General features: G+C 44.6%; 28 protein-coding genes. 19 read left to right on the forward strand and 9 right to left on the reverse strand.

Annotation, left to right across the window (positions count from 1 at the left end):
• Positions 1 to 152: 152 nt before the first annotated feature.
• The 6 genes from AB2J24_RS13490 (at position 153) to AB2J24_RS13515 (ending at position 3136) form a co-directional block, all read left to right on the forward strand.
• Positions 153 to 473, forward strand: a complete 321-nt coding sequence (locus tag AB2J24_RS13490) for an AtpZ/AtpI family protein (protein WP_367385831.1) — start codon at positions 153 to 155, stop codon at positions 471 to 473.
• Between the two features lie 58 nt (positions 474 to 531).
• Positions 532 to 1281 (forward strand): F0F1 ATP synthase subunit A, encoded by a 750-nt coding sequence (locus AB2J24_RS13495; protein WP_162651997.1) that lies wholly within the window; start codon positions 532 to 534, stop codon positions 1279 to 1281.
• A 75-nt stretch (positions 1282 to 1356) separates the two neighbouring features.
• On the forward strand, positions 1357 to 1584 hold the full coding sequence (locus tag AB2J24_RS13500; RefSeq protein WP_007196430.1) for a F0F1 ATP synthase subunit C: 228 nt from the start codon (positions 1357 to 1359) through the stop codon (positions 1582 to 1584).
• Between the two features lie 74 nt (positions 1585 to 1658).
• Complete coding sequence (locus AB2J24_RS13505; RefSeq protein WP_367385832.1) at positions 1659 to 2231, forward strand: F0F1 ATP synthase subunit B; 573 nt, start codon at positions 1659 to 1661, stop codon at positions 2229 to 2231.
• A gap of 17 nt (positions 2232 to 2248) precedes the next feature.
• Positions 2249 to 2728, forward strand: a complete 480-nt coding sequence (locus AB2J24_RS13510) for a F0F1 ATP synthase subunit B (protein WP_162653559.1) — start codon at positions 2249 to 2251, stop codon at positions 2726 to 2728.
• A gap of 69 nt (positions 2729 to 2797) precedes the next feature.
• Entirely contained in the window at positions 2798 to 3136 is a 339-nt protein-coding gene (locus AB2J24_RS13515; RefSeq protein ID WP_367385833.1) for a hypothetical protein, read from the forward strand.
• 7 nt (positions 3137 to 3143) lie between these two features.
• On the opposite strand, the gene AB2J24_RS13520 is transcribed toward AB2J24_RS13515, so the two are convergent.
• Positions 3144 to 3785, reverse strand: a complete 642-nt coding sequence (locus AB2J24_RS13520) for a ribonuclease HII (protein WP_367385883.1) — start codon at positions 3783 to 3785, stop codon at positions 3144 to 3146.
• 20 nt (positions 3786 to 3805) lie between these two features.
• On the opposite strand from AB2J24_RS13520, the gene AB2J24_RS13525 reads away from it, so the two are divergent.
• Entirely contained in the window at positions 3806 to 3994 is a 189-nt protein-coding gene (locus AB2J24_RS13525) for a hypothetical protein (RefSeq protein WP_162651994.1), read from the forward strand.
• Between the two features lies 1 nt (position 3995).
• Here AB2J24_RS13525 and AB2J24_RS13530 read toward each other — a convergent pair whose 3' ends face one another.
• Positions 3996 to 5144 (reverse strand): PA0069 family radical SAM protein, encoded by a 1149-nt coding sequence (locus tag AB2J24_RS13530; protein WP_420883656.1) that lies wholly within the window; start codon positions 5142 to 5144, stop codon positions 3996 to 3998.
• A 134-nt stretch (positions 5145 to 5278) separates the two neighbouring features.
• On the opposite strand from AB2J24_RS13530, the gene AB2J24_RS13535 reads away from it, so the two are divergent.
• Positions 5279 to 5797 carry a glycosyl transferase gene (locus tag AB2J24_RS13535; protein WP_367385834.1) on the forward strand — a complete coding sequence of 173 codons (519 nt, stop codon included), beginning with the start codon at positions 5279 to 5281 and terminating at the stop codon, positions 5795 to 5797.
• Between the two features lie 6 nt (positions 5798 to 5803).
• On the opposite strand, the gene moaB is transcribed toward AB2J24_RS13535, so the two are convergent.
• From moaB to AB2J24_RS13555, 4 genes are all read right to left on the reverse strand, one after another.
• A complete protein-coding gene (gene moaB, locus AB2J24_RS13540; protein WP_162651991.1) occupies positions 5804 to 6355 on the reverse strand; it encodes a molybdenum cofactor biosynthesis protein B in 552 nt (183 codons plus the stop codon).
• Positions 6355 to 7239 carry a 4-(cytidine 5'-diphospho)-2-C-methyl-D-erythritol kinase gene (locus tag AB2J24_RS13545; RefSeq protein WP_367385835.1) on the reverse strand — a complete coding sequence of 295 codons (885 nt, stop codon included), beginning with the start codon at positions 7237 to 7239 and terminating at the stop codon, positions 6355 to 6357. Before AB2J24_RS13545 ends, moaB begins: the two co-directional genes overlap by 1 nt.
• Positions 7232 to 8998: a tetratricopeptide repeat protein gene (locus AB2J24_RS13550; protein WP_367385836.1), complete on the reverse strand. Its 1767-nt coding sequence runs from the start codon at positions 8996 to 8998 to the stop codon at positions 7232 to 7234. The genes AB2J24_RS13545 and AB2J24_RS13550 overlap by 8 nt, the downstream gene beginning before the upstream one ends.
• A 198-nt stretch (positions 8999 to 9196) precedes the next feature.
• A complete protein-coding gene (locus AB2J24_RS13555) occupies positions 9197 to 10213 on the reverse strand; it encodes a polyprenyl synthetase family protein (protein WP_162651988.1) in 1017 nt (338 codons plus the stop codon).
• 153 nt (positions 10214 to 10366) lie between these two features.
• Here AB2J24_RS13555 and AB2J24_RS13560 point away from each other — a divergent pair, with 153 nt between their 5' ends.
• From AB2J24_RS13560 to glyS, 9 genes are all read left to right on the forward strand, one after another.
• Positions 10367 to 10594, forward strand: a complete 228-nt coding sequence (locus tag AB2J24_RS13560) for a DUF2007 domain-containing protein (protein ID WP_367385837.1) — start codon at positions 10367 to 10369, stop codon at positions 10592 to 10594.
• Positions 10595 to 10611: 17 nt separating this feature from the next.
• Positions 10612 to 11394, forward strand: coding sequence for a tRNA1(Val) (adenine(37)-N6)-methyltransferase (locus tag AB2J24_RS13565; protein ID WP_367385885.1), 783 nt, complete (start codon positions 10612 to 10614; stop codon positions 11392 to 11394).
• 76 nt (positions 11395 to 11470) lie between these two features.
• A complete protein-coding gene (locus tag AB2J24_RS13570; protein WP_367385838.1) occupies positions 11471 to 12340 on the forward strand; it encodes a S49 family peptidase in 870 nt (289 codons plus the stop codon).
• Positions 12341 to 12361: 21 nt separating this feature from the next.
• Positions 12362 to 12553 carry a hypothetical protein gene (locus tag AB2J24_RS13575; protein WP_162651985.1) on the forward strand — a complete coding sequence of 64 codons (192 nt, stop codon included), beginning with the start codon at positions 12362 to 12364 and terminating at the stop codon, positions 12551 to 12553.
• Positions 12554 to 12715: 162 nt separating this feature from the next.
• Complete coding sequence (locus AB2J24_RS13580; RefSeq protein WP_367385839.1) at positions 12716 to 14110, forward strand: uracil-xanthine permease family protein; 1395 nt, start codon at positions 12716 to 12718, stop codon at positions 14108 to 14110.
• Between the two features lie 120 nt (positions 14111 to 14230).
• Positions 14231 to 15175 carry a glycine--tRNA ligase subunit alpha gene (locus tag AB2J24_RS13585; protein WP_367385840.1) on the forward strand — a complete coding sequence of 315 codons (945 nt, stop codon included), beginning with the start codon at positions 14231 to 14233 and terminating at the stop codon, positions 15173 to 15175.
• 88 nt (positions 15176 to 15263) lie between these two features.
• Positions 15264 to 15635, forward strand: coding sequence for a VOC family protein (locus tag AB2J24_RS13590; protein WP_162651982.1), 372 nt, complete (start codon positions 15264 to 15266; stop codon positions 15633 to 15635).
• A 120-nt stretch (positions 15636 to 15755) separates the two neighbouring features.
• Positions 15756 to 16145 (forward strand): bleomycin resistance protein, encoded by a 390-nt coding sequence (locus AB2J24_RS13595; RefSeq protein ID WP_367385841.1) that lies wholly within the window; start codon positions 15756 to 15758, stop codon positions 16143 to 16145.
• Between the two features lie 36 nt (positions 16146 to 16181).
• A complete protein-coding gene (gene glyS / locus AB2J24_RS13600) occupies positions 16182 to 18296 on the forward strand; it encodes a glycine--tRNA ligase subunit beta (protein WP_367385842.1) in 2115 nt (704 codons plus the stop codon).
• Positions 18297 to 18303: 7 nt separating this feature from the next.
• On the opposite strand, the gene AB2J24_RS13605 is transcribed toward glyS, so the two are convergent.
• Both AB2J24_RS13605 and purD read right to left on the reverse strand, forming a co-directional pair.
• On the reverse strand, positions 18304 to 18870 hold the full coding sequence (locus AB2J24_RS13605; protein WP_367385843.1) for a hypothetical protein: 567 nt from the start codon (positions 18868 to 18870) through the stop codon (positions 18304 to 18306).
• Positions 18871 to 18982: 112 nt separating this feature from the next.
• Positions 18983 to 20257, reverse strand: a complete 1275-nt coding sequence (gene purD, locus AB2J24_RS13610; protein ID WP_367385844.1) for a phosphoribosylamine--glycine ligase — start codon at positions 20255 to 20257, stop codon at positions 18983 to 18985.
• A gap of 159 nt (positions 20258 to 20416) precedes the next feature.
• Here purD and ubiA point away from each other — a divergent pair, with 159 nt between their 5' ends.
• Complete coding sequence (gene ubiA, locus AB2J24_RS13615; protein WP_367385845.1) at positions 20417 to 21379, forward strand: 4-hydroxybenzoate octaprenyltransferase; 963 nt, start codon at positions 20417 to 20419, stop codon at positions 21377 to 21379.
• Positions 21380 to 21389: 10 nt separating this feature from the next.
• Entirely contained in the window at positions 21390 to 22289 is a 900-nt protein-coding gene (locus AB2J24_RS13620; protein ID WP_367385846.1) for an EamA family transporter, read from the forward strand.
• A 46-nt stretch (positions 22290 to 22335) separates the two neighbouring features.
• Here AB2J24_RS13620 and AB2J24_RS13625 read toward each other — a convergent pair whose 3' ends face one another.
• Positions 22336 to 22929 (reverse strand): DUF6101 family protein, encoded by a 594-nt coding sequence (locus AB2J24_RS13625; RefSeq protein ID WP_367385847.1) that lies wholly within the window; start codon positions 22927 to 22929, stop codon positions 22336 to 22338.
• Positions 22930 to 22977: the final 48 nt, after the last annotated feature.

The following is a 22977-nucleotide window of genomic DNA, read 5'->3' on the forward strand; positions in this document are numbered from 1 at the left end:
TACAACGGCTTGACTATAAGCACTTGTAAAACTATGTTGCGGCGAAATTCGACAATAGCCTTACGGGCTGTTTTTCGCATGTTCAATAATAAGGGAATGTGGTTTTATGGGCTACTTCTTTGGAGATGCAGGCAGACGTAAAGTGAGGTCAAATGGTAGATAGTCTTGAGACCCGTCGCCAGAAGCTGGAAGACAAACTTGCAGCTAAAAAACTGGATGATGAAAACGAGGCAGCTGATAAATCAGAAGAGCGACAGGGCTATGGCCTTGCTATTAAGCTCTCAAGCGAATTTATAGCTGCAATATTTGTTGGTGCTCTTTTAGGTTATCTGCTGGATACATATGCAGGCACTGCGCCATGGGGAATGATTGTATTTCTTCTTTTGGGTTTTGCCGCAGGTGTATTGAATGTTTTACGCTCCATTGGAGCGGTGGAAAAACCTAAAGTGGGTTATTCCAAAAAAGAAGATTAATGCCTTAGAGGCAAATGTATTTAGACCGGTTAAACCCGGAAAATGAGGAGAAACAAACGTGGCTAACGATCCTATCAGCCAGTTCCAGCTTTCAAGACTTGTTCCGATCGAGATTGGTGGCATGGATTTTTCCTTCACGAATTCTTCATTGTTTATGGTTGCAACAACAGTTGTCGCTGCTGGATTCTTGATGGCAACAACAGCTAACCGTGGATTAATTCCAACGCGCTTGCAGTCCATCTCTGAAATGGCTTACGAGTTTGTTGCTTCAATGCTGCGAGATGGCGCTGGATCGCAAGGTATGCGTTTCTTCCCACTTGTCTTTTCATTGTTTATGTTCGTTCTTATTGCCAACTTAATTGGCATGTTCCCTTATTTCTTCACAGTCACAAGCCATCTAATTGTAACCTTCGCACTTGCTATGCTCGTCATCGGCACTGTTGTTGTCTACGGCTTTATGAAGCACGGTTTGGGCTTTTTAAAATTATTTGTGCCATCGGGGATCCCTGGGGTCCTTATGCCATTGGTCGTTATGATTGAGGTTATTTCTTTCCTCTCACGTCCGATTAGCCTTTCTGTTCGTTTGTTTGCGAATATGTTGGCCGGCCACATCACTTTAAAAGTGTTTGCTGGATTTATCGTTGCTATGGGTGCTCAAGGCGCACTTGGCTTCATGGGTGCTGCACTGCCATTGTTTATGACGGTTGCACTTACAGGTTTGGAATTCTTAGTAGCTTTCTTGCAGGCTTATGTCTTTGCGGTACTGACTTGTATGTACCTCAATGATGCTTTGCACCCTAGTCACTAAGTTGAAGTTGCAGATAGGCATGTCGCTTATTTGAAAATATTTGAATGAATAACATAATTTCTAAGGAGTTTAATTATGGAAGCAGAAGCAGCTAAATACATCGGCGCAGGTATTGCATGTCTAGGCATGGGTGGCGCAGGTATCGGTCTTGGTAACATCTTTGGTAGCTACCTCTCTGGTGCACTTCGCAATCCTTCAGCAGCTGATGGTCAATTCGGTCGTTTGATCTTTGGTTTTGCTGTGACAGAAGCTTTGGGCATTTTCTCATTGCTTGTTGCACTTCTTCTTCTTTTCGCTGTTTAATATTTAAGCGAATAGAAAATGTTTGGTCGCGTGGGGCATTTGCCCCCGATGATCACACTATTTGGAGGTGAGATATGTTTGTGACCGCCGCACATGCGGAGTCCAATACGACTCAAAACGCAAATACTGAAGTTGCTGGTCACGGCGAAGGTGGCGGAGGTTCGTTTCCTCCGTTTGATCCTGGTCTATACCCATCACAGCTTTTATGGTTAGCAATTACGTTTGGTATTTTTTACCTGCTAATTTCCAAAGTTATTTCACCACGTATTGGTGGGATTTTGGAAACACGCCATGACCGTATTGCAGAAGATTTAGATGAAGCCAATCGGCTTAAAGACGAATCTGACGCAGCTGTGGCTGCATATGAGCAAGAACTAGCTGAAGCTCGTCAAAAAGCATCAGATATTGCTGCTAGCTCTCGTGAGAAGGCTAAGTCAGAATCTGAAGCTGAGCGTGCAAAACACGAAGCAGCGTTGAATAAGCGTCTAGCTGAAAGTGAAGCACATGTTGCTGACGTTAAAGCGAAAGCATTAGCCGAAGTCGACGGCATTGCTGGTGATACAGCTCAAGCTGTTGTTGAGCAATTACTAGGTGCAAAGCTAACCAAAGCAGAAGTTTCTGCAGCGGTTCGTAGCGCAGCTAAATAGGAGATAAGATTATGCATATCGATGCTACATTTTTCGCATTTGTCGGTCTTATCATATTCCTAGGCATAATTTTTAAGGCTGGAGTTCCGGCAAAAATTACAGCTGCTTTGGACGGCAGAGCGGATAAAATTCGCGATGAACTTGAAGAAGCTAAACGTTTGCGTGAAGAAGCCCAGCAGTTAATGGCTGAATATCAGCGTAAGCGCAAAGAAGCCGAAGAAGAAGCCAAGGACATTCTGGAGATTGCAAAACGAGAAGCTGATTCTATGAAGGATGAAGCTCGTCGCAAGTCCGAAGAGTATGTTGTCCGTCGTCAGGCAATGGCAGAACAAAAAATTGCTCAAGCTGAAAATGATGCTGTTGCAGAGGTTCGTTCTACAGCTGTTGAAGTTGCAATTTCTGCTGCTGAAAAGTTGATGAGCGATAAGATTACAACGCGAAATCATTCAGATCTTTTCAAGGCTTCGTTAAGCGAAGTTAAAGAGCGCATGAACTAGCGTTTATATATTTGAATTTTGAAAGCCCGCTGATATGTTCTCAGCGGGTTTTTTATTTTGGAGATCAAGATGCCGCATATAGTTTTAGAATATTGGTCGGATTCTATTGATGACGATCAACTAAATAATGCGCTAGAAAGCTGTTTTGATACGTGCATAGAGTTTGATTGCATCCGCCCTAAAGCTTTAAAACTGCGTGCGCATGCCATCCTAAATGCTTATTATGGAAATCAGGCTGATAGCTTTGTGCATGTAACGGCTCATCTTTTGAAGGGGCGATCGACTGAAAGAAAATCGGCTATCTCAAAAGCTATTCTGGACAGCGTGATGAAGTCTTTGCCGCAAATCGATACATTCAGTGTTGATGTTCTGGAGATAGATGGTGACGTGTATCACAAGAATAAGTGACGTAAGCTCAATCTTTGCGAAGAGGGCGAAATGTCATTCTGTGAAGGATTGATGCGCCATGCTCTTTGATTGCTTGTTTGTGTATCTTCGTTCCATAACCTGCATGTCTCTCAAATTTGTATTCAGGTAATGTAGTGGCAGCTTGTTCCATCATATGGTCTCTGGTGACCTTGGCGATGATAGATGCTGCGGCTATTGATATCGAGCGCGCATCGCCTTTAATGAGAGCGTCAGCAGGTATGGATAGTTTTGGTGGAATATCTCTTCCGTCCACAAGTGCATAATTCGCAGTAACCGCTAGCGCATTTAGTGCCCGTCGCATTGCATCTAATGAAGCTTTCCTGATGTCCGTTTGATCAATAGTTTGTGCACAGTTTGAGCAGATAGCAACGGTTGCAGTATCAAGTATCTGAAAGAAGAGCGCTTCACGTTTTTTATGCGAAAGCTTTTTACTGTCATTAAGCCCTTCGGGGATATTATTTTCATCAAGGATGACTGCAGCGGCAACAACAGGACCTGCCAATGGGCCGCGTCCTGCCTCATCAAGTCCAGCTACTGGCCAAATACCACGCGTCTTAAGATCTAGCTCAAATTGGAAGTTTGGCTTCTCTGGCATATCAAAAAGACTATCTCTTGTTTTTGGTTTAATTTTTTGAGGCATCGAATCGGGTGAGTATTACAATCTGTAAGGGGACAATTGCATACCCACCCGATCTCTCGCAAGGTCCACAGCCAGCGGCTAAGATGACTGTGGTGCAGATCACTCAGGGGACAGAGAACGATCTGCTTGGCGCATCGGTTTGTTCTCATGAGGCGGTGGAGAGAATAAACCCGTATGATGCGCAAGGGGACGCGTAAATTAGAAGAGTTTAAGTTGAGTGTTTTCCCCTTCAGGCGCGGTAAAAAGATCGGTACGCGGTGTAGAAAATCGCTTAGAAAGCCCCAGACGTTTGCATGTCATTTCAAATCGGCGTTTGATCTGCCACGCATAAGGACCATTCCCCCGCATACGTGAGCCGAACTCCGCATCATAATCTTTTCCGCCCCGCATAGATCGAATAAGCGACATGACGTGACGGTACCGATCTGGATAATGACGTAATAACCAATCTCTGAAAAGAGGACTAACCTCACGTGGCAAGCGAAGAAGGATATAGCTAGCCTGCTCGACACCCACACTGTGAGCGCTATCCAAAATGCGCTCAATCTCAAAATCAGTCAGACCGGGTATAACCGGAGCGATCATAATTGATGTGGGAATACCAGCCTTCTTCAAAGTATCTAACGCTTCGAGACGTTTTGTCGGTGTTGAAGCTCGCGGTTCCATAGCACGTGCTAACTTGCGGTCAATTGTGGTAATCGACAAAGCCACTTTTACCAGCCCATCTTGCGCCATTTGAGATAAGATATCGATATCACGTAAAACCAATGCAGATTTCGTAACTATACCAATAGGGTGCTTTGCTTCTGCAAGGACTTCCAAAATCTGACGCATGATCCGCATTTTGCGTTCTATGGGTTGATAAGGGTCTGTATTCGTTCCTATCGCAATGCTCTTGGGTATGTAGTTATCTTTCGCAAGTTCTCGCTTTAAAAGCCGTGCCGCATCTGGTTTGGCAAAGAGTTTGGATTCAAAATCCAGACCAGAGGAAAGACCAACATGGGCGTGAGAAGGACGAGCGAAACAATAAATACAGCCATGTTCGCAACCTCTATAAGGATTTATAGAGCGGTCAAATGGAATATCAGGTGATGTATTGCGTGTGATGACACTGCGTGCCCGTTCAACCTGTACGTCGGTTTTAAAAGGTTCAAGTTGTTCCAGTGTTTCCCATCCATCATCAAAACCATGGCGGGACTGAATTTCATAACGTCCGCTTGGGTTAAGGCCTGCGGCACGACCACGGCGGCGGGTCTTGTCCACCTTAATGCTCTGGTCAGCCAATAGTTGCCGCGTGACATCAGCGTGATTATAGCCCGGTGACATATCCTGATTGTGGTTGTTCATTTTGTTCTCCCGGCGCATGATTTTTTGATTCCGCCTGTTGAATATATTCCTAACATGGAAAATAGAACATATCAAGAACAAAGTGCAGATTATATTCTATGGATTTTCATCCTGTCATCAGTTAGAACGCAGCTATGATCTCTGTGTTTGTTCAATGCCATAACCAAGAAGCTGAGCTTGCTCGGACTCTAAGTGCGCTTATCTCTGGTGCTGTTGAAGGTCTAATATCTGATGTGACGATACTGGATTTGGGATCAAGTGATGGAAGTTCCATAGTTGCAGACGCTGCGGGCTGTAATTTCTGTAGTTTAGCTCAGCTTGATCATGCCGTTCAGAAAATGAGAGGTGAGTGGGCTTTGTTAATTGAGCCTGGAGCACGTCCTGCGATAGGTTGGATTGATGTATTGGGTGAACATATAGCAACGTCTGATGCGAGTGCGCGGTTCTGCGCATCTAAAACTTATAAACTTCCCATTATGAAACGTATATTTGGACCTAAGACCCGACTACAACATGGTGTAATCGTTCCGAAACATAAATTCCTTGGAAGAGCGGTATCTGCTCCGGATTTGGAGCAGCTTGTGAAAGGTCTAAGAACCATCAGGCTGGAATGCGAAATGGTGCCAGCTGCTTATTTGAAGGTGGCAGTTTAGAGTTGCTTATGAGCCAGCACCGCGTTTTAAATGCTCATCAAGGCGCGGCATAATTTCTACGAAATTGCAGGGCAAATGACGGTAGTCGAATTGCTTCTCTAGAATGCCATCCCACGCATCTTTGCAAGCACCTGGCGAACCTGGAAGAACGAACACAAAAGTACTATTGATTAGACCAGCCGTGGCACGAGATTGGATAGTCGATGTGCCGATCTTTGTCTCTGAGAGATTGTGGAACAGGGTTGAAAACCCGTCCATCCGTTTTTCAAACAATGGTTCCAGTGCATCAGGTGTAACGTCTCGTCCGGTAAAACCGGTTCCGCCAGTGGTTATAATGGCGTCAATGTCGTCCTTTTTACACCAAGACAAGACGCGAGCAGCTATCTTATCCTTATCATCGGTAACAATGTCCCGATTGATAAGTGTGTGACCTGTTTTTGCGATACGATCTACGAGTGTTTGACCTGACCTGTCGTCATCAATCTTTCGCGTATCTGAGATCGTTAGAACGGCAAATTTAACCGGAATAAAAGATCGTGTTTCATCTATGCGTGACATTATGAACCTCTTAAGGGTGTGGCGGTGGTAAACCAATTTGGGTATTGAGATTTGACCAGGTGGTAAGCCACCTGCGCGTTGTCCATATCTTTATATATAGCAAAACAACTAGCACCTGAACCTGACATACGATGGAATAGAGGCTTTGTTGAACATAATGCATCAAGGCATTGCTCGATCTCTGGCGCCACGTCTATTGCAGGCTCTTGTAGATCATTTCGGTAGCCATTTAATACTGAAAGAAAATCATCCAAACCGCATGGCACTTCAACATGATCAAAACCCGGATTTGATTTTGATTTGAGTTTTGAAAAAATTCCAGGCGTTGAAACTTCAATCAGAGGGTTCGCAAGAACCAACGCAAATTGTGGAAGGTTTGAGACCACATCAATTTCTTCGCCGATGCCTTTCGCAATCAATGGAATGCTACTGAGGCACATCGGAACATCCGCTCCAAGTTTGAGCGCAATGGCGGTTAAGTCAGTTTCGGCAATATCCAACTGCCAAATTTTTATCAGTAATCGCAATGTCGCCGCAGCATCCGCCGAACCACCACCAAGACCTGAAGCGACAGGAAGGTTTTTTTCACATGTAAGAGCTATAGGGGGTGTGCTAATGCCATGTGCAAGAGCAAAATCTGCAAGAGCAGTACGCGCTTTATAAATGAGATTATCTGAGGGTTCGCAGGCGTTCATCTCCGTAGAAAATGGGCCAGTTATTGAAAGGTTATTCTTATCGGAAATTGATCCGCTAATTCGATCACCAAATTTAGTGAACACAACAAGGCTTTCTAAAAGGTGAAAGCCATCGGCACGTTGGCCAGTCACATGAAGTGCGAGGTTGACCTTTGCTGGTGCATCTTCAAATAAAACCTTATTAGCCATCGTTGGCAGCAGTTTTGTCCGTTAAGCCCTCTTTGAGCTTTCGTTTTAAGATAGGCACTTGGCTTTCGTCGAAGTCCGCCATTGAAAGTAGTGCACGTTCCCACTGAAATTTTGCTTCAATCTTGCGTCCAACCTGCCAAAAGGCATCGCCTAAATGATCATTGATGGTTGGATCAGCAGGGCGAAGTTCAACTGCACGCTCGAGTTCACGCGTCGCCTCTTCATATTTTCCTTGGCGATAGTAGGCCCAGCCGAGAGAATCCACTATATAGCCGTCGTTCGGACGAAGATCGACGGCAGCCTTGATCATATCTATACCTTCCTCGAGTTTGATATTCATATCAACCCAAGAATAGCCCAAGTAATTCATGACGCTTGGTTGGTTTGGCGAAAGCTCGAGTGATCGTAAGAAAGCTTTCTCAGCTTTGTCCCAAACCTTTAAGCGCTCGTAACCAATACCCAATTGATAAAAGAGATTCCAATGGGTGCGATCATGAATTGGTCCAACGGCCTTAATTGCGTTCTCATAATTATCAACAACGGCTTGATAATTCTTCTCGCGCGATAAAATATTACCATAACCAAGATAGGCGCGGATATCGTTTGGATAAGCTTTAATGAGCTCCGATATATGCGCAAGGGCTTCCTCGACTTGGCCCACATCAGCAAGATTGAGGCCTAGCTGTAACTCTGAAAGCCGTTTCATAGGTGAGTTGTCCGGTACAGTGCGGTAAATAGCAATTGCTTTGTCCGACTGTCCTAGTTGTTCTTTTAACTCCGCAAGCATAACCAAGGCAGCTGCATTTTTGACATCAAGTGCGCGGGCGAATTGAAGATACAGAGCGACAATATCTTCATTACCTTCACGGTTCAGTGCAGCGCCAATTGTATAAAGGGCAAAGGATGCACCAGATTGGGCATTAGCGACAGAATAAGGGGTTTCAATATCTTGTTCTATTTTCTTTTTAAGCGCATCAGCTGGTGCAAATGCTGCGCGGATAGTATCGGTTAAAACAGCAAGTGCTTCATCTTTCTTACCATCCTGATTGTGCAAAGTAGCTAGAGCCATAACCCCTTGAAGGTAAGTATCGGGCGCGATTTGAATTGCATCTTGATTTGCGATTAAGGAACCAAAATATGTCTTCGCCGCTTCATAGTCGCCAGAGGCTGCTGCCATCATACCAAGATTGAAGTCTTGAAATGCCGAATACCATGTTGGTCCTTCAAGGCCTTTAACCTGAGCAATGGCTTCCTTTACTTTATTATCACCAAATTTGGCCCACGCAGAAAGAAGTTGGTTGATTAATTTATCGACCGGATTAGTCTCTTCGAGATCTAAAAATTTATCTGCTCGACGATATTCACGCTTTTGTATTGATCTAACGGCTAGCGCACGTTCGGCCAGCATAGCAACTTCGGCATCATCCTTTAAGGTTTCTGCAAGACCGCTTGCTGTTTCAAAGTCGCCGGAAATAATAAGTGTTGTAAACAGTCTTCGTTTTGCTTCGCGATTTTCAGGGTCAAATTCTAACGCACGGTTATAAAAATCAATTGCGTTTTCGATGTCACTATCTGAATCCGCTATTTGGCCCGATAGATATGCGCCTGTAAATGAAGGAATATCTGCCGCAACAAGGTCAACGACCTCTTTTTCACTCTTGGCCGCACGCACATCGTTGAAAGAAATTGTCGTGGCGGCGGATGCCATCAGAACCATCAGTGACAGCGATATGGAGGAGCGAAGCAATTTGTTGCGCATAAACGAAGCCTTTATTAACTCAATGATTCGACATTGTTACCAAACGTGATGGCGATATTATGCACAAATCATGGAGTTTTGAAGGTCATATCGCAATTGATTTCAAGAAAATGCAACTTTCTTCAAACAATAAGTCGCGCGAGAATGGCAACATCAACGATTTATTTTCAAAATGTCGGCCACTATCAGCGAAATTGATTAGCTAACGCGGCTAAGACAGAAATCAACAACTTCTAAAAGTGCTGCTTTTTCGGGCGTGTCGGGCAATGGCGCTAATGCATCCCGTGCTTTAGCACTATAAAGTTCAGCGCGTGCAATTGTGTCTGTTATACCGGAATATTTTGCAATCAACCCAGTTGCGCGTTCTAGTGCAGCATCATCAGTGTTGTCATCTTCAATCGCACTTTTCCAAAATGCACGTTCTTCATCATTGCCTCTGCGATAGGCGAGAATAACGGGAAGTGTAATTTTGCCTTCGCGGAAATCATCACCAGTATTCTTACCCAGATCTTTTGCTGAACCGCCATAATCAAGCGCATCATCTATCATTTGAAATGCAAGGCCAAGATTTGTACCAAATGACTTAAGCGCATCGCGCTCAGCCTTAGGGCTCTCAGCAATGATTGGGCCAACTTCGGCTGCAGCGGAAAATAAAGCTGCGGTCTTTGCGTGAATAACTTCTAGATAATCATCTTCAGTCGTTTCCATATTCTTTGCTATAGAGAGTTGTAGCACTTCTCCCTCGGCAATAACGGAAGCAGCTGAAGATAGAACATCCAGCGCGTCGAGCGAGCCGACTTCAACCATCATTTTAAACGCCTGACCGAGCAGAAAGTCACCAACAAGTACACTCGCTTGGTTGCCCCATATCATGCGAGCGGTAGATTTTCCTCGTCGCATGTCGCTTTCGTCTACCACATCATCGTGCAAAAGGGTTGCTGTATGCATGAACTCGACGCTCGTGGCCAAACGAATATGACCTTCGCCTTTATATCCAAGCATATTAGCGGCAGCGATTGTAAGCATTGGGCGCAAGCGCTTGCCGCCCGACGAGATCAGATGTTCAGCGACTTCAGGAATCATCTCAACGTCTGACCCTGCTTTGGATAGAATCAACTTATTGACCAAATCCATGTCAGGTTTTGTTAAATCAACAAGCGGTTTAACTGATGCTTTAGAGTTTTTCTTCTCTTCCAGTGAAATTACGACGCCCAACTGATTGATCTCCTGCGAAATATAATTAGGTTGAAACATAATTGCCTAGCTAACATGGGGCAAGTGGCGAATTGGCGCGGTTCATATCAATTCACCATAAAAATATAACATCTTCGCGAGAAGTCATGACAGTTGAGAATTGGGGGCGCCATTTTGGACGAATTAATGAGAACGAATAATGCCGTTACACTTTCATTGGCGCAAACCCTTCTGAAAGATGCGGATATCATATTTTTGCTTGCCGACGAGAATATGAGTATTTTGGAGGGATCAATTGGTCTTCTGCCAAAACGTTTATTGGTCGATTCTGATGAAATTGTGCGCGCGCGCCGTTTAATGAGCGATGCAGGTCTGGGCAATGAGCTGCGAGATAAAAAATAACGATGCCCGAAGCAGAGATAAGTGAACTCCCCCAATCTACAATTGATGCCTTTCACAACGGCAAGTTTTATATCGAGCAACCAAAAGGTGTTGGCCATCGATCAGGTATCGATGCGATGTTGCTTGGTGCGACAGTTCCACTTGATGCGACAGGAAAATTAGCAGATTTAGGTGCAGGAGCTGGCGCGGCTGGACTAAGCGTAGCCTCGCGGTCAGGCGTTGAAACAGTTCTGGTTGAAAAAACGGAGATCATGTCTGACTTCGCTCGGCGCACTCTAGCGCTCGATCAAAACAGAGACTTTGCCCAGCAATGTTCGGTCCTAAACGCTGATGTTGAATTATCGGGGTTAGCTCGTTTGAGTGCTGGATTGTTAGATAATCATTTTGACTTTGTGATCATGAACCCACCTTTTAACGAGACTGCAGACCGGACAACACCCGATGCACTGAAAGCAACCGCCCATGCGATGTCAGACAATATGTTTGAGAAATGGATTAAAACTGCCGCAGCAATTTTAAAAGCAAGAGGGCAATTGTCATTGATTGCGCGACCTTCTTCGTTGCAAAATATTTTGAATGCTTGCGAAGGGCGCTTTGGTCAACTTGAAATCACCAATGTTTTTCCGAGGTCTGATGGTGATGCAATTAGAGTTCTAGTTACAGGTGTGAAATCTAGCAGAGCAAGACTAACGCTCCGTCCGCCGCTAATTATGCATGAGCAGGCCGATGGGACAAGCTCGGGCAAAGGCGTTTATACTCAAGCTGCTGACGATCTCATAAATGGGCGTAAATTTTTGTAAAGATGCAACAAGTGCATTGTTTTTGGTGTAAAAACACCTAAATGAGGTGCAAGATTTAAATTATGGAGCTTAAGGCATGCGCCGATTGAAAAAACTACTACCAAAAAAGTTTCGCAGCGAAAATGTAGAAATCCCTGTGGTTCGACTACACGGCGCAATTATGTCAGGTGGTAACCAATTCAGCCGGAACCTTAATTTGGCATCTGTTGCCACTCTTCTCGATAAAGCCTTTTCGGATAAAAAAGCACCTGCTGTTGCCTTTAGCATTAATTCGCCTGGTGGTTCGCCTGTTCAGTCGCGTATGATTTACAGCCGTATTCGCCAGTTGGCAGAAGAAAAAGACAAAAAAGTTTTGATGTTTGTTGAAGATGTAGCGGCATCCGGCGGCTATATGATTGCCTGTGCTGGTGACGAGATTTATGTCGACCCATCATCAATTGTCGGTTCCATTGGTGTTATCTCTGGTGGGTTTGGTTTTCCAGAACTTTTGAAAAAAATCGGTGTTGAACGACGTGTTTATACCGCAGGCAAAAACAAATCGACGCTTGATCCTTTCCAGCCTGAAAAGAAAGCCGACATTGAACGATTAAAAAAATTACAGCTCGAAATTCACGATGTCTTTATCGACATGGTGAAAACCTCTCGTGGCGACAAGTTAGTGGATACAGTTGATCTATTTACGGGTGAGTTTTGGACTGGAATAGAAGGTAAAGAGCGAGGTCTTGTAGATGATATTGGTGATCTACGGTCCGTCTTGAAAGACAAGTTTGGTGAAAAAACGGAAATGAACCTCATCAGCGCGAAACGAGGCATTTTTGGTGGGCGCCCCACACCCGGAATTTCAGGTTTAACGAGTATGAATGGTGAGATGATTGCTGCCGGCTTGTCGCAAGGCTTCGCTACAACTGTGGAAGAGCGTGCATTGTGGGCGCAATACGGCCTGTAGAAATAGAAAAAGGGGAGGGTTATGAACGGAATTATACTACTTGGTGCTCTTAGTTTGATCGGATATTGGGGGTATAAAAACCTGACCAAAACAGCCGAAAAGGTCTCAAAACGTGTAAAAGAGGCCGAAAATGAGCGAAGAACGGGTGCTCAGGGTACACTTATTCAAGATCCTGAGACAGGCGAATATCGTGTGAAACGAGAAGATGAATAAGGTTTATTTTGATAATGCGTCATTTTGGCGCAATTTTCTGTGACTAATTGCAAATATTTCTTCCTACTTCCCAATATGTCTTGCTGGCCACAGGCTGAGTTCTAAACTGCAATTAGCTCAGCAGTGGGGTGCTGTTGGCAAAAAAAGCAGGGAACAGAAATCATGGCAGACAATTCAATAGGGACGGCTGAACAGCTTAAAGATCCCAATTATACGCCGCCGCTGGCAAAGGCGATACCGCTTGGTATTCAACATGTGCTTGCGATGTTTGCAAGTAACGTAACGCCAGCAATAATCGTCGCAGGTGCAGCCGGTATTGGTTTTGGATCAGACCAAGGTGCGCTTGGTTTTCCAGATATGACATATATGATCCAGATGTCTATGTTGTTTGCAGGTGTTGCGACGCTTATTCAAACGATCGGCATGGGGCCTGTTGGCGCTAAGTTACCAATTGTTCAAGGCACGAGTTTTGCATTTCTACCGGTGATGATCCCAGCGGTGGTCGGCGCCGGTACTGCGGGGCTGGCTGGGTTATTTACCGGTGTGTTAATCGGCGGACTATTTCACTTTTGTATAGGTTTCTTTATCGGTCGCATTCGTTTTGCACTGCCGCCACTTGTAACAGGTCTTATTGTTTTGATGATTGGTTTGGCATTGATTAAAGTCGGTATTCAATACGCGGCCGGTGGCGTTCCGGCCATGGGTAAATTGGCCGCTGCAAAAGCCGCTGGTGGAGACATAAGCGGCATGACATTTGGTTCGCTTTCAATGTGGATCCCGGCTCTGGTTGTTATCATTGTCACACTAGCCTTGAAGTTTTTCACGAAAGGTATGACGGCAGTTGCCGCGGTTCTTGTCGGTATTATTGTTGGTTACATTGTCGCCTATATGATGGGCCAGGTGAGTTTCGGTAATGTTGGTAAAGCAGCAGCTTTTGGCCTTCCAAACCCATTTAAGTATGGATTTGAGATTAATTGGGCAATTATCATCGGCATGATTTTAATGTCATTTATTTCCGCAATAGAAACTGTTGGCGATGTTTCTGGTATCACAAAAGGTGGTGCAGGACGTGAGGCAACGGATAAGGAAATTCAAGGCGCAACGTTTGCAGATGGTCTGGGTACAGCCGTCGCTGGTGTATTCGGTGGTTTGCCTAATACATCTTTCTCGCAAAATGTCGGTTTGATATCGATGACAGGAATTATGAGCCGTCATGTTGTGACTATCGGTGGAATTTTCCTTATTATCTGTGGTCTTTTGCCAATTGTTGGCGCGTCAATCAATACGATACCAATTAATGTTCTTGGTGGCGGTGTTATTGTTATGTTTGGTATGGTTGCGGCGGCCGGTTTAAATATGTTGTCTGACGTTGTCTGGACACGCAGAAATATGGTGATCCTTGCAACCGCCCTGTCCGTCGGTTTGGGTCTTCAATTGGTGCCGGACGCACTGATCCATATGCCTAAGACCATGCAAATACTACTTACATCTGGTTTGTTACCTGCGGCAGTGATTGCAATTGTTCTTAATTTGGTCATTCCAGAAGACGCTGAGTAAACCTAAGAAATCTAAGTAAAAAGGCCGGGCTTAATGTCCGGCCTTTTTGGTTTTCATCTTGACCGCAAGCCTTGCTCATGCGAATGAGCGACAACGAATATTCATTGATTAAGATTGATTATGACCACACCAGCTAAAGACCATATGGACCCGAAACGCTCTTTTCAGGGCCTGATTTTGACGCTTCATAATTATTGGGCAGATTATGGCTGTGTGATCTTGCAACCGTACGATATGGAAGTTGGCGCTGGAACATTCCACCCGGCAACAACGTTGCGTGCACTTGGTCCCAAACCTTGGAATGCCGCATACGTTCAACCATCGCGCCGCCCAACTGATGGGCGCTATGGCGAAAACCCAAACCGTTTGCAGCATTTTTACCAGTATCAGGTGATCTTAAAGCCAAACCCTTCCAACTTGCAGGAATTATATCTTGGCTCGCTTGAGGCTATTGGCCTTGACCCGTTGGTTCATGATGTGCGCTTTGTAGAAGATGATTGGGAAAGTCCGACACTTGGCGCTTGGGGTCTTGGTTGGGAGTGCTGGTGCGATGGTATGGAAGTCTCGCAATTCACGTATTTTCAGCAGGTCTGTGGTATTGAGTGCACGCCCGTTGCTGGCGAGTTGACTTATGGTATCGAGCGCTTAGCGATGTATGTTCAAGGCGTTGATAATGTTTATGATTTGAATTTCAATGGCCGTGAAGGTGATGACAAAGTTACCTATGGCGAGGTGTTCCTTCAAGCTGAACAAGAGTATTCGCGCTATAACTTTGAATATGCCAATACTGCCATGTTGCTAAGGCACTTTGAAGATGCTGAAGGCGAGTGCGAAGCACTTCTTAAGGCTGGCGATCCAGGTGAAACTGGCAATCTGCACAAATGCGTTATGCCAGCTTATGACCAATGCATCAAAGCATCGCACGTGTTTAATCTGCTCGATGCACGAGGCGTGATTTCAGTAACTGAACGTCAGAGTTATATACTGCGTGTACGCAACCTATCCCGCCAGTGTGGTGAAGCTTTCTTGCAGACCGATGCTGGTGGTGCATTGGTTAAAGCTTAAGTCAAAGATCGAAACGACTCATTTTTATTTGATTTGCGAAAATTCATAAGAACATTATCCTGTCTAGAAAGGATAATGGGAGTTCGTCATGAAGCTTGGAAATTTTTCAACCAGTCTTGTCGTCAAAGACATAAAGATATCTATTAAGTTTTATCAAAACATTGGTTTTGATATTTTCCACGATCAATCTCAACAGGGCTGGGCAATTATGAAAAACCAATCCTGTGTGATTGGGTTGTTTCAAGGTATGTTTGAGAAAAACATTCTTACGTTTAACCCCGGTTGGGATGCGGATGGGCAAGCGGTGCCTGATTACACCGATATTCGGGATATCCAGAAAGAGTTAAAATCCAAAGGCATCAAAATTGCTGAAGAAGTGGACGAAAACACATCTGGTCCAGCAAGTTTTGTCGTTGAGGATCCGGATGGTAATCCGATTATGTTTGATCAGCACGTATAGTAGCACTTATCCAATTTATAAATTTCATGCCGAAAGAGGAGCTGTTTTGTTTTTGGGTGACATCTGATCGAACTCTTGTTAAATGCTGGCATAGGTAAAATAACCAGCGGCGAGAATGTAATGGCAAAAGCAAAGCTCATATCTCAGGCACCTGTCCTTATTGTTTCGGACTTTAAAAAAAGTGTTGCCTACTGGCAGGATAAAATTGGGTTTGACGCCCGTCTTTGGGGCGAACCCGCGGATTTCGCAATTTTGCGTCGCGATGCCTGTTTTCTGATGCTAAGCCAAAAGCCTGAAGATCGTAAAACAGAACCAAATTGGCAAATCGTGGAAGATATGTGGAACGCCTATTTCTGGGTGGATGATGCAAAATCACTCTATGAAGAACTAACTGCAAGCGGAGCGGAAATAGACTATCACTTGCATGAAAAGCCCTACGGTGTATTAGAGTTCGGGATTCAAGATCCAGATGGTCATGATATTGGCTTTGGCCAAGATTTAAATGCCTAAAGCACATAACACAAACAAGATTTCGAGTTAACTTAAATGCCTGATTTATTACTAGAACTTCGCTCTGAAGAAATTCCTGCTCGTATGCAGCGTAAAGCAGCTGGCGATTTAAAGAAACTCGTGACTGATGCGCTTGTTGATGCTGGCCTGACTTATGAAGCCGCACGTGAATATTGGACGCCTCGTCGTTTGACGCTTGATGTGCGCGGTGTAACGGCAAAGTCTGCGGATATTCGCGAAGAACGCAAAGGCCCACGTGTCGATGCCCCTGAAAAAGCTATCGAAGGATTCCTGCGTGGAGCGGGACTGTCGTCTGTTGAGGATGCGCAGGTTCAATCAGATCCTAAGAAAGGCGAATTTTATGTTGCGGTGATTGAGAAACCCGGTCGTAAAGCAGAAGACATTATTGCCGATGTTATGCCAGCAATTATTAAAAATTTTCCTTGGCCGAAATCTATGCGTTGGGGTGAGGCTTCCAGCCGTGCTGGCGCGCTAAAATGGGTTCGCCCTTTGCAGAGTATCATATGTACATTTGGTCCAGAAACAGAAGAGCCAGAAGTTATTGAATTTGAAATTAGTGGTATCAAATCAAGTAACCTAACATATGGCCACCGTTTCCATGCATCAGAAGCGATTGAAGTCAGACGTTTTGACGATTATGTATCGGCACTGGAAAAAGCCAAAGTGATTTTGGATGCTGATCGTCGCAAGGAAATCATCAAATCCGATGCGCAAAATCTTGCTTTTGCATCTGGCTTTGAGCTTGTCGAAGATGAGGGTCTGCTAGATGAAGTTTCAGGACTTGTGGAATGGCCCGTTGTCTTGATGGGTGAATTTGAAGAAGAATTTTTGGCAATTCCCGATGAAGTCATCCGCCTGACGATTAAAACAAACCAGAAGTGCTTTGTATTGCGTGGCAAAGACGGGGCGCTTGCAAACCGCTTTATTCTGATATCAAACATCGAAGCGGCAGATGGAGGCAAAGAAATTGCCTATGGCAATGGAAAAGTTGTTCGCGCCAGATTATCAGATGCACTTTATTTCTGGCAAACTGATCAGAAGGATCTACCTGATTTAGCAGAGATTGCAAATTCTGCTGATAAATTTGATCTTGATATGAAGAAGCCTCTTGATCAGCGCATGGCGCGTTTGGATTGGTTAAACGTGACGTTCCACGCCAAAATTGGTTCTCAAGGTGCACGCGTTGAACGTATTGCAGCACTGGCTGAACAACTTGCAAATATAACTGGAGCGGATGTTATTGAAGTTAAGCGCGCTGCATATTTGGCAAAGGCTGATTTGCAGACTGAGGCTGTATTTGAGTTCACCGAACTTCAAGGTCTTATGGGCCGTCGTTATGCTGAATTACAAGGCGAGACACCATCTGTTGCTGCTGCCATTGAAGAGCACTACAAGCCACAAGGTCCATCAGATGCTGTACCAACGAACCCTGTCGCTGCTACGATTGCGTTGGCTGATAAACTCGATACGCTTGTCGGATTTTGGGCAATTGATGAAAAGCCAACGGGATCAAAGGACCCTTATGCGCTTCGACGCGCAGCGCTTGGCGTCATCCGTATAATTCTTGAAAATCACCTTCGTGTTGATTTACGTAGTTTTATAAAAACAACACCGGATTTACTCTCGTTTTTCCATGATCGTTTAAAAATTTATCTTCGCGACAAAGGTGCTCGACACGATCTAATTGATGCAGTTCTGACGGATAATTCTGGTGATTTGGTTTCTTTAACCAACAGGCTTGTTGCGCTTGCAGACTTGGTCGAAAGTGATGCAGGTAAAGACTTACTTGCAGGTTATCGCCGCGCGACAAATATACTAGCTGCCGAAGAGAAAAAGGGCATGGTGATTTCCGATGCTATTGATGAAAAACTCTTTGAGGGTGATGCGGAAGCTAACCTTAACAGCGCGGTGATTGCTGCACAAAAAACCTCATCTTTAGCACTTGATAAGGAAGATTATGCTGCGGCAATGACAGCGCTTGGTGCGCTAAGAGCGCCAATTGATGATTTCTTTGATAATATTTTGGTGAATGTCGATGATGAAACCATTCGCAAAAACCGTCTCGCTTTGCTTGCACAGATTAGAAATAGTATTTTGCTTGTTGCGGACTTTTCAAAGATATCAGGCTAGCTCGAAGTTAATTTAATCGAAGCTCAAGAGTAGTTGCATCAAATTCAGTTGATTTTTGTGGTACAATTTCTTTTGTCTCATCTACCGATGCCATAACGGGGTCTGTATCCGTCGTGTTTAAGACGGCTAAACCTTCGGTGCTGTCTTGTTCAGAGTTAGCTCTTCTAGGTCCAATAATATTAGTATCCAGCATTTTTTGATCCCCGATTGAGGCAACTGCTTCTGTATCAAGAGGTGTTGGCAAAGGCGTTATATCAAGAGGGCCCTCAACCAACGCAGAAAAACGCTTGTCATTTGGATTGGACGGCATGTGAATATAAGAAACAGGGCTGCCACCAAGCCAATTTTCGGTGCGATAAATTTTTAGGTTTTCGCCAACTTTTCGAACATCCAAAATTTGAGAACCTTGCTCCAGCACGACTTCCTCAACTTCAACCTCTGGTTCGCACTTCGGACATCCAAATATGATCATGCTCCCTTTATTGGTCTCAAGCAAAGGTTTCTTCTCGTCTGCGTGTGAGTATGACGCTATGGAAGCGAGTAAAACTAAACTGATAGCAAGTTGCCTGATCATGATAAAATCCACCGAAAACAAAATTGTTCTCGGTGATAATATCAGAGCGAAGTTAGAGCTTGGTGAGCAGACGTGGTAAATTAATACTTAATCATGTTGGCAAAATGCGACCTTACTTCTGCAAACGTTCAATGGCGCGCCAGCCTATATCTCTACGATAAAAACCTTCAGGCCAATCAATCAAGGACACTGCGTTATAAGCCTTTTCATGTGCTTCGAGAATATTATTACCGGTGGCTGTGATGTTTAAAACACGTCCGCCATTTGCGATAAGCTTTCCCTCTTTTATGGCTGTACCAGCATGGAAAACCTTAACGTCTGGATCGTTTATTTTTTCAAGCCCAGTAATTACAGAACCCTTTTTGGGAGAAGTTGGATAACCATCTGCCGCCATAACGACCGTTAGCGCAACACGATCATCCCATGATGCTTTTTTACCCGCAAGCGTTCCATCGGCTGTGGCTTTTAGAAGTGGTAATAGATCGCTCTGTAAGCGCAGCATTAGGAGTTGGCATTCTGGATCACCGAAACGAACGTTATATTCGATAAGTTCAGGGCCCTTTTGAGTTATCATAAGGCCCGCAAAAAACACGCCCTTAAAAGGATGGCCATCTTTTGCCATACCGTCGATGGTAGGTTGAATAATTTCATCCATTGTACGCTGGATCATCTCATCGGTCATGATAGGGGCAGGAGAATAGGCACCCATTCCGCCAGTATTAGGACCTGTGTCACCTTCGCCAACACGTTTATGATCTTGTGCATCAATGAGGGGCAGCGCATTCTTGCCGTCACATAAAACAAAAAAGCTTGCCTCTTCGCCGTCGAGATATTCTTCGACAACGACTTCCGCACCAGCTTGGCCAAAGGCTCCTTCAAAGCAATCGTCGATAGCGGCAAGTGCTTCATCCATTTTCATTGCAACCGTCACACCTTTGCCCGCAGCCAAGCCATCCGCTTTGATCACAATCGGAGCGCCTTGTTTCGTTGCATAGGCTTTGGCAGAGGTAGCATCATTAAAGCGTTCATATGCACCCGTTGGAATTGCATATTTCTTGCAAAGGTCTTTGGTAAAACCTTTTGAACCTTCAAGTTGGGAGGCCGCCTTACTGGAGCCAAAAACGCTGATGCCAGCGGCATCCAGTGGATCGGTAATACCGTCTACTAACGGGCCTTCTGGCCCAATTACAACAAGGTTGATATCTTGTAACTTGCAAAAGGCAACGACTGACTGGTGATCGCTAACATCTAGTGCAACAGCTTCACCATGTTCGTTCATGCCCGGATTTCCGGGAGACACAAATAACTTGGTCAAAAGAGGTGATTGGGCAATCTTCCAAGCAAGAGCATGTTCGCGTCCGCCAGAGCCGATGAGGAGTACATTCATAGCCAAGATCCCAGTATTGTGTTGATGTTGTTCTTGCCTAGAGTTTGCAAAGCTTTCGGTCAAGAGCGCGTTAAAATTACCCACTGACCATTGATGAAAAGATATGATAGATGTGGGTAATCACGCGGTTGAATTATTTAGAAAAGATGGCCTCAAACTATGAATGATGAAGCTCTTGCAAGTGGCAAAGTTGCCGATGCCCCATCTGATAACTGGGTCTATAAACTATTACCCCAAAAAGCATGGCCCTATGCGCAGTTAGCGCGATGGGACCGCCCAATAGGGTGGCAACTATTATTGTGGCCTTGCTTATGGTCCGCTACGCTCGCAGCAAGCGTTTTGGTAAAATCTAATCCAGATTTTCATCTACTCATTCAGGCACTTGTCTTCCATTGTTTACTCTTTACCGTTGGCGCGATTGCCATGCGTGGTGCTGGCTGTACATTTAATGATTTGGTTGATCATAAGCTTGATGCGAAGGTTGAACGCACTCGCTCTCGGCCATTACCCGCTGGCCGCATAAGCCGTAAACAGACGAGATTATTTATATTTGCGCAAGTCATAGTTGGTGCGTTGGTTGTTTTACAGTTCAATTGGTTTACAATTTTTCTGTCTATCGCTTCGCTTGTAATTGTAGCGATTTACCCTTTTGCAAAACGCTTTACCGACTGGCCCCAGTTCGTCTTAGGTCTTGCATTTTCATGGGGTGCCCTTGTTGGTTGGGCCGCTGTTTTTGAAGAAGTGAGTTGGACTTCTATTAGTCTTTATATTGCCGCAGTTTGTTGGACTGTTGGCTATGATACGATCTATGCACATCAGGATAGAGATGACGATGCTCTTATTGGAGTGCGTTCCACCGCAAGGTTGTTTGGTGATAAAACTAAATCATGGCTCATGGTATTATATGGGCTAACGCTTTTGTTTCTTACTCTGTCATTTATGTCCGCAGGTGTGGGGCCGGTGGTTTATTTGGGTTTGCTCGTGGCTTCTATTTTATTTATTTGGCAAATTAGAGTGTTGGATATTGATGATGGAGATCAGTGCCTTGCATTGTTTAAGTCCAATAGCAAAATTGGATTGGCAATTTTTTTAAGCCTGCTCGCAGGCTTATTTTTATCGTGAGCATTCTGTAATGAAATTAGGCATCTTATTCGTCGCTACATCCGCAACGCTTGCAGGTACATTGGGCACATTTGGCACCGTTTTGTTCGATGCAGGTTTTTCTGGTTTTCAAGTTGCTTCTATTCGTATGCTAATTACATGTGTCGTCCTTTTGGCAGTCTATCCCGTTGTTTTTCATGGTTGCTTTGCAATTATGAGAGATAATTGGAAACTATTGCTACCTCATTCAATCGCTGTTGTATTTGGTTTCAGTATGCTGTTTTTTATTGCAACAGAATATCTAGGCGTGACGCTCGCGGTAGCACTTCTATATACTGCACCCATTTGGGTGATGATTCTGGCCAGTTTTTTTCTCGGTGAGATATCCGGTCTTGTTAAATGGGCACTGGTTTTTTGTTCTGTTGCAGGTGTTGCATTTGTTCTGAACACCCAAGGACAAGAGATAAAACTTTCGCTTCTCGGCCTTTGCTTTGGTTTCGGATCTGCCATTGGGTACGCAATTTTTGCAGTTTTGGGTAAGATCGCTTTACGGACAATAAGCGCGAAAAATCTTCTGTTTTCAGCGCTTACCTTTGCAATACCCTTGCTTTTGCTTTTCCCATCCACATGGCAAGGCTTGGAACAATTATCTCAATCAAGAGATTTAAATGTTTGGGGCTCATTCGTTGCGGTTAGTTTGCTTGGTACACTTCTGATGAATGTTCTTTATATGAATGGTCTGACCAGAATTAATGCATCGACGGCGACAGTCATTACAACCATAGAGCCTCTGGTTGCAACCTTCTTAGCTGTTTTCATCGTCCAAGAAATACTAGCGCCCTCACAATATTTTGGTGTCCTGCTTATTATTGTCAGCGCGACACTTATTGGAATATTAGATGGGCGCATAAAAAAAGAGAGCAAGAATTAATCTTTGCTCTCTTTTATGGCTTTATGTATCGGGAGGTTGATACACTTTAAGCGCGTGCGATGATCTCTCTACCTGAAATCTGCATGCGACAACCCAGATCTCCTGTTTTGCGACGAAGAAGAAAACGTGGGCGGCGTTTTGCTGATGATGTATTTCTACGGCGCTCATTTGTTGTATGAGTTGCCTTGGCACGTTCTTCGGGAGCTGCATTTGTGCGAGCCATATCTTCATCAAGAGGGCGAGCAACACCATCGGCCTCGACCAAAAGCATCGGTATATTGTAAGCTTCTGACCAGGCGCGCCAGTCATCAGCTATGTTATATAATTCTGTATCAACAAGAAGGGGAATGCAAAGGTCCGCATCATCATGGTGAAGTTCGAGCGTAACTGTTGATTGCCCGGTACCATCATCAATTGCGCGAGCGGCAATACCTCTAAACTGTGTTGTTGGAAGTGCGACAGAGATGGGCAGATCTGACTTTTCCAATATTCTATCTATCACAGCGCCACGTTCACTTAATGTAACGTGGATGTCTTTCTTCGAGCCAGCCGATTTAAAGCTGAAACGGTGCGGGAATTGTCCCGGCAAAATTCTAAAATCAAAACTAGCCCATTCGGGCTTTCTTATAGTCGTCGCCATTATATTCGCCTCTTAAACTCTTGAGCGCCCGTTTTCGGATCTTCTCAT

The organism is Lentilitoribacter sp. EG35, assembly GCF_040784015.1.
GTDB lineage: Bacteria > Pseudomonadota > Alphaproteobacteria > Rhizobiales > Rhizobiaceae > Lentilitoribacter.

Bases quoted from the DNA above. Each gene is read 5' to 3' on its own strand.
- AB2J24_RS13490 (WP_367385831.1), top strand. From the start codon at position 153: ATGGTAGATAGTCTTGAGACCCGTCGCCAGAAGCTGGAAGACAAACTT.
- AB2J24_RS13500 (WP_007196430.1), top strand. From the start codon at position 1,357: ATGGAAGCAGAAGCAGCTAAATACATCGGCGCAGGTATTGCATGTCTA.
- AB2J24_RS13505 (WP_367385832.1), top strand. From the start codon at position 1,659: ATGTTTGTGACCGCCGCACATGCGGAGTCCAATACGACTCAAAACGCA.
- AB2J24_RS13515 (WP_367385833.1), top strand. From the start codon at position 2,798: ATGCCGCATATAGTTTTAGAATATTGGTCGGATTCTATTGATGACGAT.
- AB2J24_RS13530 (WP_420883656.1), bottom strand. From the start codon at position 5,144: ATGAACAACCACAATCAGGATATGTCACCGGGCTATAATCACGCTGAT.
- AB2J24_RS13535 (WP_367385834.1), top strand. From the start codon at position 5,279: ATGATCTCTGTGTTTGTTCAATGCCATAACCAAGAAGCTGAGCTTGCT.
- moaB (WP_162651991.1), bottom strand. From the start codon at position 6,355: ATGTCACGCATAGATGAAACACGATCTTTTATTCCGGTTAAATTTGCC.
- AB2J24_RS13545 (WP_367385835.1), bottom strand. From the start codon at position 7,239: ATGGCTAATAAGGTTTTATTTGAAGATGCACCAGCAAAGGTCAACCTC.
- AB2J24_RS13550 (WP_367385836.1), bottom strand. From the start codon at position 8,998: ATGCGCAACAAATTGCTTCGCTCCTCCATATCGCTGTCACTGATGGTT.
- AB2J24_RS13570 (WP_367385838.1), top strand. From the start codon at position 11,471: ATGCGCCGATTGAAAAAACTACTACCAAAAAAGTTTCGCAGCGAAAAT.
- AB2J24_RS13575 (WP_162651985.1), top strand. From the start codon at position 12,362: ATGAACGGAATTATACTACTTGGTGCTCTTAGTTTGATCGGATATTGG.
- AB2J24_RS13580 (WP_367385839.1), top strand. From the start codon at position 12,716: ATGGCAGACAATTCAATAGGGACGGCTGAACAGCTTAAAGATCCCAAT.
- AB2J24_RS13585 (WP_367385840.1), top strand. From the start codon at position 14,231: ATGACCACACCAGCTAAAGACCATATGGACCCGAAACGCTCTTTTCAG.
- AB2J24_RS13590 (WP_162651982.1), top strand. From the start codon at position 15,264: ATGAAGCTTGGAAATTTTTCAACCAGTCTTGTCGTCAAAGACATAAAG.
- AB2J24_RS13595 (WP_367385841.1), top strand. From the start codon at position 15,756: ATGGCAAAAGCAAAGCTCATATCTCAGGCACCTGTCCTTATTGTTTCG.
- glyS (WP_367385842.1), top strand. From the start codon at position 16,182: ATGCCTGATTTATTACTAGAACTTCGCTCTGAAGAAATTCCTGCTCGT.
- AB2J24_RS13605 (WP_367385843.1), bottom strand. From the start codon at position 18,870: ATGATCAGGCAACTTGCTATCAGTTTAGTTTTACTCGCTTCCATAGCG.
- purD (WP_367385844.1), bottom strand. From the start codon at position 20,257: ATGAATGTACTCCTCATCGGCTCTGGCGGACGCGAACATGCTCTTGCT.
- ubiA (WP_367385845.1), top strand. From the start codon at position 20,417: ATGAATGATGAAGCTCTTGCAAGTGGCAAAGTTGCCGATGCCCCATCT.
- AB2J24_RS13620 (WP_367385846.1), top strand. From the start codon at position 21,390: ATGAAATTAGGCATCTTATTCGTCGCTACATCCGCAACGCTTGCAGGT.
- AB2J24_RS13625 (WP_367385847.1), bottom strand. From the start codon at position 22,929: ATGGCGACGACTATAAGAAAGCCCGAATGGGCTAGTTTTGATTTTAGA.